The organism is Nocardioides sp. Z50_6 (genome assembly GCF_058215755.1).
In genome coordinates, this window is the sequence record NZ_JBZAJB010000004.1 from 21,738 (window position 1) to 35,401 (window position 13,664).

Below are 13,664 nucleotides of genomic sequence, written 5' to 3' on the forward strand. Positions count from 1 at the left end.
TCAGAAGGCGGCCTCGTCGAGGTCCATCAGCGAGAGGTCGATGCTCTCGGCGATGGCGCGCTCGGCGGTCAGGCGGGGCAGGTTGGTGGCGGCGAAGAACTGGGCGGCCGCGACCTTGCCCTCGTAGAACGCCTTGTCCTTGGCCGAGACCTCGCCGTTGAGCTTGCCCAGGGCGACCTCGGCCTGGCGCAGCAGCAGCCAGGCGCAGACGACGTCGCCGAGCACCATCAGCAGGCGGGTGGTGTTGAGGCCCACCTTGTAGATGTTGCGCAGGTCGCCGCCCTCGGCGGAGGCGTCGGCCGACATCAGGTCGTTGATCATGTGACCGACGATGGCGTTGGCGTCCTCGAGCGCCTTGGCCAGCAGGGCCCGCTCGTTCTTGAGCTGGCCGTTGCCGGCCTCGGACTTGATGAAGCCCTCGATCTCGCCGGCCAGGTGGCCCAGCGCGCGGCCCTGGTCCTTGACGATCTTGCGGAAGAAGAAGTCCTGGCCCTGGATCGCGGTCGTGCCCTCGTAGAGGGTGTCGATCTTGGCGTCGCGGACGTACTGCTCCAGCGGGTACTCCTGCAGGAAGCCGGAGCCACCGAAGGTCTGCAGCGACTCGGTGCCCAGCAGCACCCAGGAGCGCTCGGAGCCGTAGCCCTTGACGATCGGGAGCAGCAGGTCGTTGACCGCCTCGGCCAGCTTGTCGTGCTCGCCCTCGTGCTCGGCGATCATCACCTTGTCCTGCCAGGTGGCGGTGTAGATCACCAGGGCGCGCATGGCCTCGGCGAACGACTTCTGCACCATCAGCGAGCGACGGACGTCGGGGTGGTGGGTGATCGTGACGCGGGGGGCGGTCTTGTCGGCCGACTGGGTGAGGTCGGCGCCCTGGATCCGCTCCTTGGCGTACTCCAGCGCGTTGAGGTAGCCGGTGGAGAGGGTGGCGATCGCCTTGGTGCCGACCATCATCCGGGCGTTCTCGATGACGTCGAACATCTGCGCGATGCCGTTGTGGACCTCGCCCACCAGCCAGCCCTTGGCGGGCTCGCCGCCGCCGACCTGCGGGTCGCCGAAGGTGAGCTCGCAGGTGTTGGAGACCTTGATGCCCATCTTGTGCTCGACGTTGGTGACGTAGACGCCGTTGCGCTCGCCGGTCAGCTCACCGGTCTCGTGGTCGAAGTGGTGCTCGGGCATCCAGAAGAGCGAGAGGCCCTTGGTGCCCGGGCCGCCGGCGCCCTCGACGCCCTCGGGGCGGGCGAGCACCAGGTGCATGACGTTCTCGGTCATGTCGTTGGTGGCGGAGGTGATGAAGCGCTTCACGCCGGTGATGTTCCAGGAGCCGTCCTCGTTGGGGACGGCCTTGGCGCGGCCGGCACCCACGTCGGAGCCGGCGTCGGGCTCGGTGAGGACCATGGTGCAGCCCCACTCGCGCTCGACCATGATCTGGGCGACGCGCTGGTCGCGCTCCACGCCGTTGGCGTTCTTGTAGAGCACGCCGGCGAACGGCGCGCCGGCGGCGTACATGTGGACCGGCGCGTTGGCGCCGAGCACCATCTCGCCGATCGCCCAGTTGAGGCTGGACGGCGCCGGGGTGCCGCCGAGCTCCTCGTGGATCTGGAGACGCCAGAACTCGGCGTCCATCCAGGCGCGGTAGCTCTTCTTGAACGACTCCGGCAGCGGCGCGGAGTGGGTCTTCGGGTCGAAGACCGGGGGGTTGCGGTCGCTGTCCTCGTAGGAGGCGGCGAGGTCCTCGCGCGCCAGGCGGTCGACCTCGGCCAGCACCTCGCGGGCGGTCTCGGCGTCGACCTCCGCGAAGGGGCCCTGACCGAGGATCTCGCCTCGGCCGAACACCTCGAAGAGGTTGAACTCGATGTCGCGCAGGTTGCTCTTGTAGTGGCTCACTGACCCACCCTTATCCGGTCTCATGGGGTGACCGGAGCCTGACGGTCCGGTCCTGTAACGGGGCGACTGGAGGCACACGCGTCCTACCAGCCAGTAACATATTGTGCCTCGGCGGACAGCGCCCTGCAAGCGGTTCGGTGGTGATCTTTGCAACGAGGCGCAATCCTACGTCGCACCGGCGTTGCGTGAGGTTCTTCGCGCGGGCCTTCAAGGGGGGCGCGGAGGCCCGGAAACAGGCTGTCCGACCCGGCCGGCGGCCGGGTCTGCCAAAATGGCCCCATGCGCGTCTCCGCCAAGTCCGACTACGCCCTTCGGGCCCTCATCGAGATGGCGGCGCGCGCCGACGCCAAACCGGTCAGCGCCGAGGAGCTCGGCAAGTCCCAGGACATCCCCCACGGGTTCCTCCAGGCCATCCTCGCCGACCTCCGCAAGGGTGGTGTGGTGGTCTCCCAGCGCGGCCAGTCCGGGGGGTGGCGCCTGGCGCGCGACCCTGCCGAGGTCTCGGTGGCCGACGTCATCCGGGCCGTCGACGGTCCGCTGGTCTCCGTCTACGGGCTGCGCCCCGAGGCGGTCTCCTACAACGCCTCCGCCGAGGTGCTCCAGCACGTCTGGATCGCGGCCCGCAGCTCGCTGCGCGAGGTCTTCGAGCAGGTCTCCATCGCCCAGCTCGCGGGACGCGAGCTGCCCGAGGCCGTCACCTCGCGCACCGGCGACGAGGACGCCTGGCAGCCGCACTGAGCGGCACCGCTCAGGCGCCGCGTGCGGCGTCGGCGATCCACTCCACGAGGGGGCGCAGCGCGCGCCAGTCGTCGCGGACGCGGTCGACCAGCCCGGGGCCCAGCGCGTCGGCCTCGAAGCCGTAGGGGCGGCCCACGAAGAGCTGCTTGTGCCGCAGCAGCTCGATCCGTGGGTGGTCGGCGGCGTAGCCGCGCGGCGAGGTCTTGAGCCGGTCGCCCCCGATCTCCCAGCCGTCCTTCGCGTAGCGCTTCAGCAGCCGGGCGAGAGCCGCGCCCGAGGTCTCCCGTGCCATCGCCTCCCGGATCGCGGCCAGTCGCGGGCCGGAGGCGTCGTAGAAGCCGGCGCCGACCCGGGTGCCGCGGGGTGAGAGCTCGACGTACCAGCCGGTGGCCTCCCCGGCGGCGACGAAGGCGCCCTGGTGGGTCTTGTACGGCGTCTTGTCCTTGCTGAAGCGCACGTCGCGGTAGGGGCGGAAGACCTTGGGGGCGCCGAACTCCGGCTCCAGGGCGGCGACCAGCGCCTCCATCGGCCGGCGGACCGCCTCGGCGTAGACCTGCTTGTGGGCCTCCCAGAAGGCCCGGGTGTTGTCGACCTCGAGATCGTCGTAGAAGTCGAGGGCCGCGACCGGGAAGCCGGTGAACTCCGTGGAATCCATGGAGCGGACGACGAGATTCGAACTCGCGACATCGACCTTGGGAAGGTCGCGCTCTACCAACTGAGCTACGTCCGCAGTGCCGACCGCAGTGGTGCTGCGCCGACGGTGGTGGATGCTACCGGATCCTGTCGAGAGTCGGGTGCTTGGGCTGCACCCCGTCGCCCGAGGAGCGCCCGGTGACCCGCCGGTGCACCCACGGCCCGAGGAACTCGCGGGTCCAGCGGACGTTCTCGCGCAGCTGCTCGCGCCGTCCGCGCAGCGGCAGCGCGGCCACCTCCAGGGGCTCCAGCGGGTGCTCCACGCCCAGCGCGTCGAGCACCTGCAGGGCCATGTAGTGGTGCCCGGCGGGGTTGAGGTGCATCCGGTCCTCGTCCATGTGCGCGGCCAGGTCGACGTCGCGCATCCGCCACATGTCGACCAGGGTCGCCCCGTGCTTGTCGGCGATCTCCCGGGCCCACTCGTTGAAGATCGCGAACCGGCCGCGCACCGCCGAGTAGATGCCGCTGCGGCCGGGGTCGAGGAGGGTGAACATCACCACCCGGGCGCCGCTCGCGGTGAGCCGGCCGATGGCCTCGTCGTACTGCTCGGCGAGGGCGTCGAGATCGACCCTGGGCCGCAGCACGTCGTTGCCTCCGCCGTGGATCGTGACCACGTCGGGCTCGAGGGCGAGGGCCGGCTCGAGCTGCTCGGCCAGGATCACCGGCAGCTTGCGACCCCGGATCGCGAGGTTGGCGTAGCCGAAGTCGTCGGTCTCCAGCGCGAGGTGCTCCGCGACCCGGTCGGCCCACCCGCGCAGGCCGTTGGGCCGGGTGGGGTCGGGGTCGCCGACGCCTTCGGTGAAGGAGTCCCCGAGTGCGACGTAGCGGTGGAAGGTCATGGCCGGATTCTCCGGCATCGGCCCAAGGCCTCTCGACGGTAGGGTGCCTGCGTGCTGCTCTCCGACCGCGACATCCTGGCCGAGATCGACGCCGGCCGCATCGGCCTCACCCCCTGGGACGAGGAGATGCTCCAGCCCTCCAGCGTGGACATCCGACTCGACCGCTTCTTCCGGGTCTTCGAGAACCACCGCTATCCCCACATCGACCCCGCCGCCGACCAGAGCGACCTCACCCGGATGGTGGAGCCCGAGGGCGACGAGCCGTTCATCCTGCACCCGGGGGAGTTCGTCCTGGGGTCGACGTACGAGGTCTGCAGCCTGCCCGACGACGTGGCGGCGCGAGTGGAGGGCAAGTCCTCCCTCGGGCGGCTGGGGTTGCTGACCCACGCGACGGCGGGCTTCGTCGACCCGGGCTTCTCCGGTCACGTGACCCTCGAGCTGGCCAACGTCGCCACCCTGCCGATCAAGCTCTACCCGGGGATGAAGATCGGGCAGCTCTGCTTCTTCCGGCTCTCCTCGCCCGCCGCGCACCCCTACGGGTCGGAGAAGTACGGGTCGCGCTACCAGGGCCAGCGCGGGCCGACCCCGTCGAAGTCGTTCGCACGGTTCCACCGCACCCCGATCTGAGGATCCTTCCGGCTCCCGGGTGTGCACCACGTCACCCGGGCTGGTGTGGGGTGCGCGCAGGGTCTACCTTGGAAAGGTAAGGCTTCCCTAACACGAGGATCCCCATGCGACGCACGACTCTTCGGCTGGCCGCTGCCCTGGCCGGCCTCGGCCTTCTCACGGCCTGCAGCACCGGTTCCACCGACACCGCGGAGGAGGCGGCCCCGCAGGCCGCGTCGTCGGCCGACGCCGACGCCTTCCCGGTCACCATCGAGCACGCCTTCGGCGAGACGACCATCGAGGAGGAGCCCACCCGGGTGGCCACCCTGGGCTGGACCGACCAGGACAACGCCCTGGCTCTGGGCGTGGTGCCGGTCGGGTCGGTCAAGATCAGCTGGGGCGGCAACGACCGGGGCTCCACCGACTGGTTCGACGCCGAGCTGGCCGAGGTGGGCGGCGAGGCGCCGGTGCGCTACGACGACTCCGCCGGCGCCCCGGTCCAGGAGATCGCAGAGACCGCCCCCGACCTGATCCTGGCGACCAACTCGGGGATCACCGAGGCGGAGTACAAGAAGCTCAGCAAGATCGCGCCGGTCGTCCCCTATCCCGAGGCTCCGTTCGTCACCCCGTGGGAGACCCAGATGGAGCTCGCCGGCCAGGCCCTGGGCCGCTCCGAGCTGGCGGCTGAGGTCATCGAGGAGACCAACAGCACGATCGAGGAGACCAAGGCCGACCACCCCGAGCTGCAGGGCACCTCCTTCGTCTTCGCCTACTTCACGCCCGCCAAGATGGCCACGGTCGACATCTACGGCCCCCAGGACCCGCGGGTCGCCATCCTGGAGCGCTTCGGCCTCGTCGTCGCCGACGTCGTCGGCGAGACGGTCAAGGACGGCCAGTTCTACGGCACGGTCGCCGCGGAGGACGCCGACAGCCTCGACTCCGACCTGCTGCTGACCTACGTGGAGTCCGACGACGAGCTGGAGACCTACCGCAAGGACAAGCTGCTCGGGCGGATCCCCGCACTCGCCGCCGGGAACGTCTACGCCGAGCCCGACAAGCACATCGGCCTCTCCATCACCAACCCGACGCCGATCTCCATCCCCTTCATCGTGGAGAACTACCTGCCGAAGGTCGCCGAGGCCGCCGCGGGAGCCAACGGCTCGTGACCCTGCTCCAGGCCCCGGGTGCCGGCCAGCCGTCTGCGGCTGACCGGCCCCGCGGCCGCGCCTCGACCGCTGCCCGCTTCGGCGTGGCAGCGGTCGTGGTCTTGCTCCTGGCGGGCATTACCTCGCTGCTCATCGGCTCCCGGCCGCTCTCGCCCGCGGTGCTCCTCGACGGCGACGACCCGCTCCGCCCGATCTTCGAGGCTCGCCTGGCGCGCACGCTCCTCGGTGCGGCCGTCGGCGCCGCCCTCGGGCTGGCCGGCGCTCTGATGCAGGGACTGACCCGCAACCCGCTGGCCGACCCCGGGATCCTGGGCATCAACGCGGGCGCGTCGCTGGCGATGGTGCTCGGCATCTCGCTCGTGGGCATCAACGCCCTCCAGACCTACATCTGGTTCGCCTTCGCGGGCGCGGCCGTCGCCGCCGTGCTGGTGCACGGGATCGCGTCGCTGGGCGGTGGCGGCGCCACTCCGGTCAAGCTGGCGGTCGCCGGTGCCGCGGTGACCGCGGCGGCGACCAGCTGGAGCACCGCCGTGCTCATGGTCGACCGGGCCACCCTGGAGTCGTTCCGCTTCTGGCAGGTCGGCGACGTGAGCGGGCGCGACCTGGGCGTGCTGGGCACCGGGCTGCCCTTCCTCCTGGTCGGCGCGGTGCTGGCCGTCCTCGGTGCCCGGCTGCTCGACGCGCTGGTCCTCGGCGACGACACGGCGCGGGCCCTGGGCCGACGGGCCGGCCTGGACCGTGCCCTGGTGGGCCTGGCGATCGTCCTGCTCGCCGGCACCGCGACCGCCCTGGCCGGCCCCATCGCCTTCGTCGGCCTGGTCGTCCCGCACGCGGTCCGCGCCCTGGTCGGTCCCGCGCACACCCGGCTCCTGCCGTTGGCCGCCCTGGTCGGTGCGACGCTGGTGGTCCTGGCCGACACGGTCGGGCGGATCGTGCTCCCGCCCGGCGAGGTCCAGGTCGGGATCATGGCGGCCGCCGTGGGCGTGCCGTTCTTCCTCGTCCTGGTACGCCGCGGACGGATGGGTGCGCTGTGAGCGGCTCCCTGCTGCTCGAGCAGCAGCTCGACGGCACCGCGGACGAGCGGGCCGCCGTGGTGCGCCGCGCGCGCCGGACTCCGCGCCGGCGGCGCCGCCTCGTGCTCGGCGGGCTCTCGGCGCTCCTCTTCGCCGTCTTCGCGGCCCGGGTCCTGCTGGGGGACTTCACCTTCACCGTCCCGGACTTCTTCCGGATCCTCTTCGGCGCCGAGATCCCCGGTGCGTCGTTCATCCTGATGGAGGCCAAGCTCCCGCGGGCGGTGCTGGGGGTGCTGGTCGGCGTCGCCTTCGGCGTGGCCGGTGCGGTCTTCCAGGCCACCCTGCGCAACCCGCTGGCCAGCCCCGACGTCATCGGCGTCTCGATGGGTGCGAGTGCCTGCGCCGTGGTCGCGATCGTGCTCCTCGACCTCGAAGGTGCCCCGGTCTCGCTGGCCGCGATCCTCGGTGCGGTCGCGGCCGCCCTGCTGGTCCGGCTGGTCGCCGGGCCGGGCGGCACCCACCACCTGGTGCTGGCCGGCATCGGCATGGCCGCCGCGCTGCTCTCGGTGGTCCACTACGTCTTCACCCGCGCGAGCGTCTGGGACACCCAGCTGGTGCTGCGCTGGCTCACCGGCAGCGTCAGCTCCGCCGACTGGCCGACGATCCGGCTGCTCACCCTGGCCCTGCTGGTCCTGCTCCCCGCCGTCGTGTGGGCCACCCGCGCGCTGCCGCTGCTCGAGCTGGGCGAGGACGCCGCCACCGGGCTGGGCGTCGGCTCGCACCGCTCCGACCTGGTGCTGATGCTGGCGGTGCTGCTGACCGCGGTGGGGGTGGCAGCGGCGGGACCGATCGCCTTCGTCGCCTTCCTGGCCGGCCCGATCGCCCGGCTGCTGCTCGGAGGGCGCACCACGCTGGTCGGCTCCGCGCTGGTCGGCGCCATCATCGTGGTGGGCGCCGACTACGTGGCCGACTACCTGCTGGCCGACATCAACTTCCCCACCGGCGTCGTCACCGGCGCTCTCGGGGCCCCGTTCCTGCTCTGGTTGCTCGCCAGTGGCCGCACCGGAAGGAGAGTCGCGTGACCATCACCCACGAACGTCCGGAGGTCACCGTGGAGCAGAGCAGGACGTCGCGCCTCGTCGCCGACCACGTCAGCCTCGGCTACGGGGACCGTCCCGTGGTGCAGGACCTGTCCCTGGTGGTGCCCGACCACCGGGTCAGCGTGATCGTCGGGGCCAACGCCTGCGGCAAGTCCACTCTGCTGCGGGGGATGGCCCGGCTGCTCAAGCCGACCGGCGGCAGCGTGCTGCTCGACGGGCAGGCGATCCACAAGCTCCCCTCGCGCCAGGTGGCGCGCACCCTGGGCCTGCTGCCGCAGAGTGCCGTGGCTCCCGAGGGGCTCACCGTCACCGACCTGGTCTCGCGCGGGCGGCACCCGCACGGCGGCCTGCTGCACCGGTGGAGCCGGGAGGACGACGAGGCGGTGGCCGACGCCCTGGCGCTGACCGGCACCCTCGACCTCGCCGAGCGCAACGTCGACGAGCTCTCCGGCGGCCAGCGGCAGCGCGTCTGGGTGGCGATGGCCCTGGCCCAGCGCACCGACCTGCTGCTCCTCGACGAGCCCACCACCTACCTCGACCTGGCCCACCAGGTCGAGCTGCTCGACGTGCTGCGCGACCTCAACGCCGCCCGCGGCACCACGATCGTGATGGTGCTGCACGAGCTGACGATGGCCGCGCGCTACGCCGACCACCTGGTCGCCATGCAGGCGGGGCAGGTGGTCGCGGCCGGCCCGCCGTCCCAGGTGGTCACCCCCGACGTGGTCCGCCGCGTCTTCGACCTCGAGTGCCGGGTCATCGACGACCCCGTCTCCCACACCCCGCTGGTGGTCCCGATGGGCCGCCACCACCACTGACCCGACCCCGAACGGACCAGCCATGACTGTCACCACCGCCCCCGATCTCCCGCTGGTGCTCGGCGTCCTCGAGGTGGTCGACGTGCACCGCCTCTCACCGACCTTCGTGCGGATCGAGCTGGGGGGCGACTGCCTCCTCGACTTCGGCACCGACGGGCCGCTCCTCGACCAGCGCTTCAAGCTCGTCTTCCCGCACGCCGGCGGTGAGCTGCCGGACCTCTCCGGGGTCGACGAGTCGTGGTTCGCCAGCTGGCTGGACATCCCCGCGGAGGAGCGGGGGCACATGCGGACCTACACGATCCGCGAGGTGCGCGGCAGCGGCCTCGACACGCGGCTGGTCGTCGACGTGGTCCTGCACGTCGGCGACGGCGAGCACGGCCCGGGCTCCGACTGGGCGTCGCAGGCGAAGCCCGGCGACCGGGTGGTCACCCTCGCCCCGCGGCGCGGGCGGCCCTTCGGCGGGGTCGAGTTCGTCCCCGGGGCTGCCACCGAGGTGCTGCTGGTGGGCGACGAGACGGCCGTCCCGGCTGTCGCCGGGATCCTGCGCGACCTGCCCGCCGACGCCCTCGGCGCGGCCTTCCTGGAGGTGCCCGTGGAGGGCGACTTCCTGCCCGACGTGATCGCCCCCGCCGGCATCGAGCTGACCTGGATAGCCCGCGAGGAGGCGCCTCTGGGGGAGCGGCTGCACGCCGCGGTGGTCGAGCACCTCGGCGTCTCGGGGGTCTCGGCGGCCTCCCCCGCGGTGGAGCCCGACGACGTCGACCCCGACCTGTGGGAGACGCCGAGCTACTCCTCCTCCGGTGAGGCCGTCGCCGACGACCCGGTGCCCCACGAAGGGCTCTACGCCTGGATCGCGGGCGAGTCGGGCATGGTCACCGGGCTGCGGCGCCACCTGGTCAAGGGTCTCGGGGTCGATCGGCGACAGGTCGCCTTCATGGGCTACTGGCGTCGTGGCGTCGCCATGCGCTCCTGATCCATTCTCCCGTTTTCGCCGCGCCGGGAGCCGTGCGCTCCTACTATCGAACGCGTGTCCCAGTCCCTCAGCATCGTCGTGCCGATGTACAACGAGGAGGCGGTGCTGCCGCTTCTCGTGGACCGGTTGCGTCCGGTGCTGGACGGGCTCCACGTGGAGTACGAGGTGGTCGCCGTCGACGACGGCAGCACCGACCTGACGCCGGCCCTGCTGGCGCGTCTGCGGCGTGAGTGGCCTCAGCTGCGGGTGCTGGCGCTGCGGATGAACGCCGGGCACCAGGCGGCTCTCTCCGCCGGGCTGGCAGCCGCCCGCGGTGACCGGGTCATCTCCATCGACGCCGACCTGCAGGATCCCCCGGAGGTCATCCCGCTGATGTTGGCCGCGGCCGACGAGCACGACGCCGACGTGGTCTACGGGGTCCGCAACGACCGCTCCAGCGACAGCTGGTTCAAGCGCTCGACGGCAGGCGTCTTCTACTGGTTGATCGCCAGGATGACCAAGGGCAACGCGCAGCCCCAGTCCGGTGACTTCCGGCTGATGTCCCGCGCCCTGGTGGACGCCGTCGTCCGTCTGCCCGAGCAGGGCCGGGTCATCCGCTTCGCCGTCCCCGCGCTCGGCTTCCCCTCCGCCGTCGTGGAGTACCGCCGCGAGCGGCGCGGCGCCGGCAAGGCCAAGTACGGGCTCGTCGACATGGTGCACCTGTCCCTCGACTCGATCACCGGGGTCTCGGCCGCGCCCCTGCGGGCGGCCACGTACGTCGGGTTCGTCGGCGGACTGCTGGCGCTGGCAGCCGGGGCCGCCTCGGTGGGGGCGCACCTGGCCGACCGCACGATGCCCGGGTGGACCTCGACGGTGGCCATCGTCTCGGGGTTCAGCGCCCTGCAGCTGATCAGCCTGGGCATCCTCGGCGAGTACATCGGCCGCACCTACCAGTACCTGCAGAACCGCCCGATGTACGTCGTGGCCTACGACTCCGCCGATGAGCCCCCCGTGCGCGCCGCGACGAAGATCGAGGACCCGAACGGCAGGTCCCACCGCCCCAGCGCCCTCTCGTCCAGCTGACTGAGGCGCAGGAAGAGGCGCTCCAGCGGCGGGGGGATGCTCGGCACCGGTGCCACGTCCGCGGCGCCCTCAGGGCGGTCACGGCTGAACCGCTCCGCCACGCGGGACGTGAGCCTTTGCGCGGCGAAGGCGGGGAACACGGAGGTGAAGGCGTGCGTGGCCCTGACCACCTCCATCCCGGCAGCCGAGACCGCGGAGGTCGCACGGCTCCGGGTGTAGCGGCGGTGGTGGCCGTTGGCGACGTCGAAGTCTGACCACGCCCAGGTGTAGGCCGGCACCGACATGAGGAAGAGACCTCCCGGGCGGAGCACCCGGCGCACCTCCCGGAGCGCGGCCGCCTCGTCGGCGCAGTGCTCGATGACGTCGAAGGCGCTCACCACGTCGAAGGTCGCGTCCGGGAAGGGCAGGTCGGGCAGCATCGCGCAGACGCCGCCACGGGCGAGGCCGCGGATGTCCGGGTCCACCGGCACGACGGTGCCGTCCCGACCGGTCCAGTAGGCCGACGGCCCGTCGGCGCTGCCGATGTCAAGGACCGTGCCGGCGCCGCCCTCGGGAAGCCACGGGTCGAAGACGGTGCGAAGGAGGTCGGCGCGGGCCCGGTACCACCACATGTCCGGCTGGTGCAGGGACGGGGATCCTCCCTGCACGGGCGAGGAGGTAGGCATGTGCACGAGGGTAGGGGTGGTCGGGCGGGGAGGCGCGGCGACTCCCCGGGCTCGCTCATGGCATCGGGCAGGAGACGCAGGTGAGCGCGGTCGGGCGTGCCGCGAGCCGGTCGTCGGGGATGGCCCGGCCGCAGACCCGGCAGGTGCCGTAGTCGCCCCGCTCCACCCTGGCCAGCGCGTCGTCGACCTCGACCAGGCGGCGCCGGGTCTGGCCGACCAGGGCATCGACCTGGGAGCGCTCGAAGGCGATCGTGGCGCCCTCCGGGTCGTGCTCGTCGTCGGCGTTGGTGTCCTGCGACGCCGCGACGATGGCGTCGAAGTCCTCGGTCAGGCCGGCCAGCCGGCGTACCGCGACGGCCCGCTCCTCCTCGAGCAGGGCGCGGGCGTCCTCGGGGGTCATGGCTCCAGTGTGGCGCGGACGCGCAGGGCGCTCAGCCGTCGAGCCGGTCGGCGAGGTGGCGCAGCTGGCGCGCGAGCCGCGTCCGCCGGCGTACGACGGGTGGGCGCGGGTGTTGCGGCGTCCGCGTGCGGATCCGGTTGTGGACGATGAGCTCGATGTCGGCGGGTGTGTAGTCCATGTCTCCTCCTGGAGGCTGGGTTGGTCGGGTCGGTTCGTTCACAGCTGGGTGAGCACGATGTCCCCCGAGGCGGTCTTGGCGCGCACCTCGACGTGGTCCTGGCCCTCGGCGGGCTCACCGGTCGGGGCGAGGTCGGAGCGGATCGCCCCGGTGAGGGTGGTGAGGTCGGTCCAGACGGGGGTGCCGCCCGGGATCCCGAGGCGGACGTCGCCCGAGGCGCCGCGGACGCCGACCCGGCCGCACAGCACCTTGGAGAGCCGCACGTCGCCGCTGCCGGTCGACATGGTGAGATCGGTGCCGGCCCCGGCCTCGGCGACGTGCAGGTCGCCCGAGCCGGTCTTGACGGCGAGCTCGGCCTCGACCGTCTGCACGGTGACGTCGCCCGACCCGGTCGAGAGGCTCGCCGGGGCGCCGACGTGGCCGAGGAAGATGCCGCCGGAGCCGCTCTTGGCCTGCAGCTCGCCGGCGACGACGTCGATCTTGATCGCGCCTGAGCCGGTCTCGAGCAGTGCCTGTCCGGCCAGCCGGTCGACGAGCACGTCTCCGGAGCCGCTCTTGACGGCGAGCGTGACCAGCGAGCCTGAGACCTTGGTGCGGGCGCTGCCGCTGCGCACCACCGCGTCGCTGCCGGGCGGCAGCGCCACGGTGACGTGGAGCGGCTGCTCGTCCGAGGAGCCGAAGCCGAATCGCGGGCGGGGCGCCTTGATGGAGATGCTTCCGCCGTCCTGGACCACCTCGACGAGCTCCGCCTGCGGTCCCTCGATCTCGACGAGGGTCTCGCCCTGGGCGCGGGTGCCGGTGGCGTCGAGGGTGATGCTGCCGCGGCCGACCTCGACGCGCAGCTGGACCGGGTCGGGGGTGGGGAGTCGATGGAACATGGATGCCTCCGGGTGTGCTCGTCCGCGGCGCCGGCGGGCCGGCTCCGTGAGGTTGGGGGTGAGGTGGGGTAGGGGGCGGGTCAGATCCAGCCGGTCATGCGCTTGGTGCCGCGGCCACCGCGTCCGGGGCGGCCGAAGGGGTCCACGCCGCCGAGGAACGGGATGCTCGACAGGTCGATGTCGATGTTGATGGCGTCCTCGTCGGTCGCCCGGCGCACCAGGTTGACCAGCCAGGTGTTGAGGCTGTGCCCCGCCTGCGCGGCCTTCTCCTCGGCCTTCGCCTTGACCGACTCCGGCAGCCGGAGCGTCACCCGCGCCAGACCCTCGTCGGGGTCCTCGGGGGAGGGCGGCGGCGCGACGGGTCGCGGTGGCACGGCGCTGTGCGCCGGAGGTGCGAGCTCGACCACGAAGTCGAGCTCGCGGCCGTTGAGCCGGACGTCGACGCTGCCGGACGGCATCTCGGTGGTGATCTCCGCGGCCGCCTGGCTGATGGCCTCCATCAGAGCGAGGCGGGCGGCGGGCTCCAGGGCGAACGCGAGCCGCTCGGCGGCGGAGCGGAGCTCGTCGCCGCCGGCCTCGGCTGCGGACGTCAGGTCCCGGCGGAGGTGGTCGACGTACGGCGTGATGTCCATGGGCATCACTATGACGTCATTA

Annotated in this window: 16 protein-coding genes and 1 tRNA gene; 8 read left to right on the plus strand and 9 right to left on the minus strand. The window is 72.2% G+C overall.

Annotation, left to right across the window (positions count from 1 at the left end):
• Positions 1–1,884: an acyl-CoA dehydrogenase gene (locus AC4BGE_RS10965; protein ID WP_490570853.1), complete on the minus strand. Its 1,884-nt coding sequence runs from the start codon at positions 1,882–1,884 to the stop codon at positions 1–3.
• Between the two features lie 279 nt (positions 1,885–2,163).
• On the opposite strand from AC4BGE_RS10965, the gene AC4BGE_RS10970 reads away from it, so the two are divergent.
• Positions 2,164–2,622 (plus strand): RrF2 family transcriptional regulator, encoded by a 459-nt coding sequence (locus AC4BGE_RS10970; RefSeq protein WP_490570852.1) that lies wholly within the window; start codon positions 2,164–2,166, stop codon positions 2,620–2,622.
• A 10-nt stretch (positions 2,623–2,632) separates the two neighbouring features.
• Here the strand turns inward: AC4BGE_RS10970 and AC4BGE_RS10975 are convergent, their stop codons facing one another.
• The 3 genes from AC4BGE_RS10975 to AC4BGE_RS10985 form a co-directional block, all read right to left on the minus strand.
• On the minus strand, positions 2,633–3,277 hold the full coding sequence (locus AC4BGE_RS10975) for a DUF2461 domain-containing protein (RefSeq protein ID WP_490570851.1): 645 nt from the start codon (positions 3,275–3,277) through the stop codon (positions 2,633–2,635).
• A tRNA-Gly gene (locus tag AC4BGE_RS10980) sits at positions 3,277–3,352 on the minus strand. The genes AC4BGE_RS10975 and AC4BGE_RS10980 overlap by 1 nt, the downstream gene beginning before the upstream one ends.
• 40 nt (positions 3,353–3,392) lie before the next feature.
• On the minus strand, positions 3,393–4,154 hold the full coding sequence (locus AC4BGE_RS10985; protein WP_490575300.1) for an SGNH/GDSL hydrolase family protein: 762 nt from the start codon (positions 4,152–4,154) through the stop codon (positions 3,393–3,395).
• A gap of 51 nt (positions 4,155–4,205) precedes the next feature.
• Between AC4BGE_RS10985 and dcd the strand changes: the two genes are divergently transcribed.
• The 7 genes from dcd to AC4BGE_RS11020 all read left to right on the plus strand — a co-directional run bounded on the left by dcd (position 4,206) and on the right by AC4BGE_RS11020 (position 10,889).
• Entirely contained in the window at positions 4,206–4,781 is a 576-nt protein-coding gene (gene dcd / locus AC4BGE_RS10990) for a dCTP deaminase (RefSeq protein WP_490570849.1), read from the plus strand.
• A gap of 104 nt (positions 4,782–4,885) precedes the next feature.
• Positions 4,886–5,926, plus strand: a complete 1,041-nt coding sequence (locus AC4BGE_RS10995) for an iron-siderophore ABC transporter substrate-binding protein (protein WP_490575301.1) — start codon at positions 4,886–4,888, stop codon at positions 5,924–5,926.
• Positions 5,923–6,960 (plus strand): FecCD family ABC transporter permease, encoded by a 1,038-nt coding sequence (locus AC4BGE_RS11000; RefSeq protein WP_490570847.1) that lies wholly within the window; start codon positions 5,923–5,925, stop codon positions 6,958–6,960. The genes AC4BGE_RS10995 and AC4BGE_RS11000 overlap by 4 nt, the downstream gene beginning before the upstream one ends.
• Complete coding sequence (locus AC4BGE_RS11005; protein ID WP_490570846.1) at positions 6,957–8,021, plus strand: FecCD family ABC transporter permease; 1,065 nt, start codon at positions 6,957–6,959, stop codon at positions 8,019–8,021. Before AC4BGE_RS11000 ends, AC4BGE_RS11005 begins: the two co-directional genes overlap by 4 nt.
• Positions 8,022–8,023: 2 nt before the next feature.
• Positions 8,024–8,854: an ABC transporter ATP-binding protein gene (locus tag AC4BGE_RS11010; RefSeq protein ID WP_490571072.1), complete on the plus strand. Its 831-nt coding sequence runs from the start codon at positions 8,024–8,026 to the stop codon at positions 8,852–8,854.
• Between the two features lie 22 nt (positions 8,855–8,876).
• Positions 8,877–9,827: a siderophore-interacting protein gene (locus AC4BGE_RS11015; protein ID WP_490570845.1), complete on the plus strand. Its 951-nt coding sequence runs from the start codon at positions 8,877–8,879 to the stop codon at positions 9,825–9,827.
• Between the two features lie 54 nt (positions 9,828–9,881).
• The gene (locus tag AC4BGE_RS11020; protein ID WP_490575302.1) at positions 9,882–10,889 is read left to right on the plus strand and encodes a glycosyltransferase family 2 protein; all 1,008 of its coding nucleotides are present in this window, start codon (positions 9,882–9,884) and stop codon (positions 10,887–10,889) included.
• Here the strand turns inward: AC4BGE_RS11020 and AC4BGE_RS11025 are convergent.
• The 5 genes from AC4BGE_RS11025 to AC4BGE_RS11045 all read right to left on the minus strand — a co-directional run bounded on the left by AC4BGE_RS11025 (position 10,793) and on the right by AC4BGE_RS11045 (position 13,642).
• Positions 10,793–11,554, minus strand: a complete 762-nt coding sequence (locus tag AC4BGE_RS11025) for a class I SAM-dependent methyltransferase (RefSeq protein ID WP_490575303.1) — start codon at positions 11,552–11,554, stop codon at positions 10,793–10,795. The genes AC4BGE_RS11020 and AC4BGE_RS11025 overlap by 97 nt on opposite strands.
• Positions 11,555–11,609: 55 nt before the next feature.
• Positions 11,610–11,954 carry a TraR/DksA family transcriptional regulator gene (locus AC4BGE_RS11030; RefSeq protein WP_490575304.1) on the minus strand — a complete coding sequence of 115 codons (345 nt, stop codon included), beginning with the start codon at positions 11,952–11,954 and terminating at the stop codon, positions 11,610–11,612.
• Between the two features lie 31 nt (positions 11,955–11,985).
• On the minus strand, positions 11,986–12,132 hold the full coding sequence (locus AC4BGE_RS11035; protein ID WP_490570843.1) for a hypothetical protein: 147 nt from the start codon (positions 12,130–12,132) through the stop codon (positions 11,986–11,988).
• 38 nt (positions 12,133–12,170) lie between these two features.
• Positions 12,171–13,010, minus strand: a complete 840-nt coding sequence (locus tag AC4BGE_RS11040) for a DUF4097 family beta strand repeat-containing protein (protein ID WP_490575305.1) — start codon at positions 13,008–13,010, stop codon at positions 12,171–12,173.
• Between the two features lie 80 nt (positions 13,011–13,090).
• Positions 13,091–13,642: a toxin-antitoxin system HicB family antitoxin gene (locus AC4BGE_RS11045; protein ID WP_490570841.1), complete on the minus strand. Its 552-nt coding sequence runs from the start codon at positions 13,640–13,642 to the stop codon at positions 13,091–13,093.
• Positions 13,643–13,664: the final 22 nt, after the last annotated feature.

Coding starts and splice junctions, on each gene's coding strand:
- AC4BGE_RS10970 (WP_490570852.1), top strand. CDS start 2,164: ATGCGCGTCTCCGCCAAGTCCGACTACGCCCTTCGGGCCCTCATCGAG.
- AC4BGE_RS10975 (WP_490570851.1), bottom strand. CDS start 3,277: ATGGATTCCACGGAGTTCACCGGCTTCCCGGTCGCGGCCCTCGACTTC.
- AC4BGE_RS10985 (WP_490575300.1), bottom strand. CDS start 4,154: ATGACCTTCCACCGCTACGTCGCACTCGGGGACTCCTTCACCGAAGGC.
- AC4BGE_RS10995 (WP_490575301.1), top strand. CDS start 4,886: ATGCGACGCACGACTCTTCGGCTGGCCGCTGCCCTGGCCGGCCTCGGC.
- AC4BGE_RS11015 (WP_490570845.1), top strand. CDS start 8,877: ATGACTGTCACCACCGCCCCCGATCTCCCGCTGGTGCTCGGCGTCCTC.
- AC4BGE_RS11025 (WP_490575303.1), bottom strand. CDS start 11,554: ATGCCTACCTCCTCGCCCGTGCAGGGAGGATCCCCGTCCCTGCACCAG.
- AC4BGE_RS11030 (WP_490575304.1), bottom strand. CDS start 11,954: ATGACCCCCGAGGACGCCCGCGCCCTGCTCGAGGAGGAGCGGGCCGTC.
- AC4BGE_RS11035 (WP_490570843.1), bottom strand. CDS start 12,132: ATGGACTACACACCCGCCGACATCGAGCTCATCGTCCACAACCGGATC.
- AC4BGE_RS11040 (WP_490575305.1), bottom strand. CDS start 13,010: ATGTTCCATCGACTCCCCACCCCCGACCCGGTCCAGCTGCGCGTCGAG.
- AC4BGE_RS11045 (WP_490570841.1), bottom strand. CDS start 13,642: ATGGACATCACGCCGTACGTCGACCACCTCCGCCGGGACCTGACGTCC.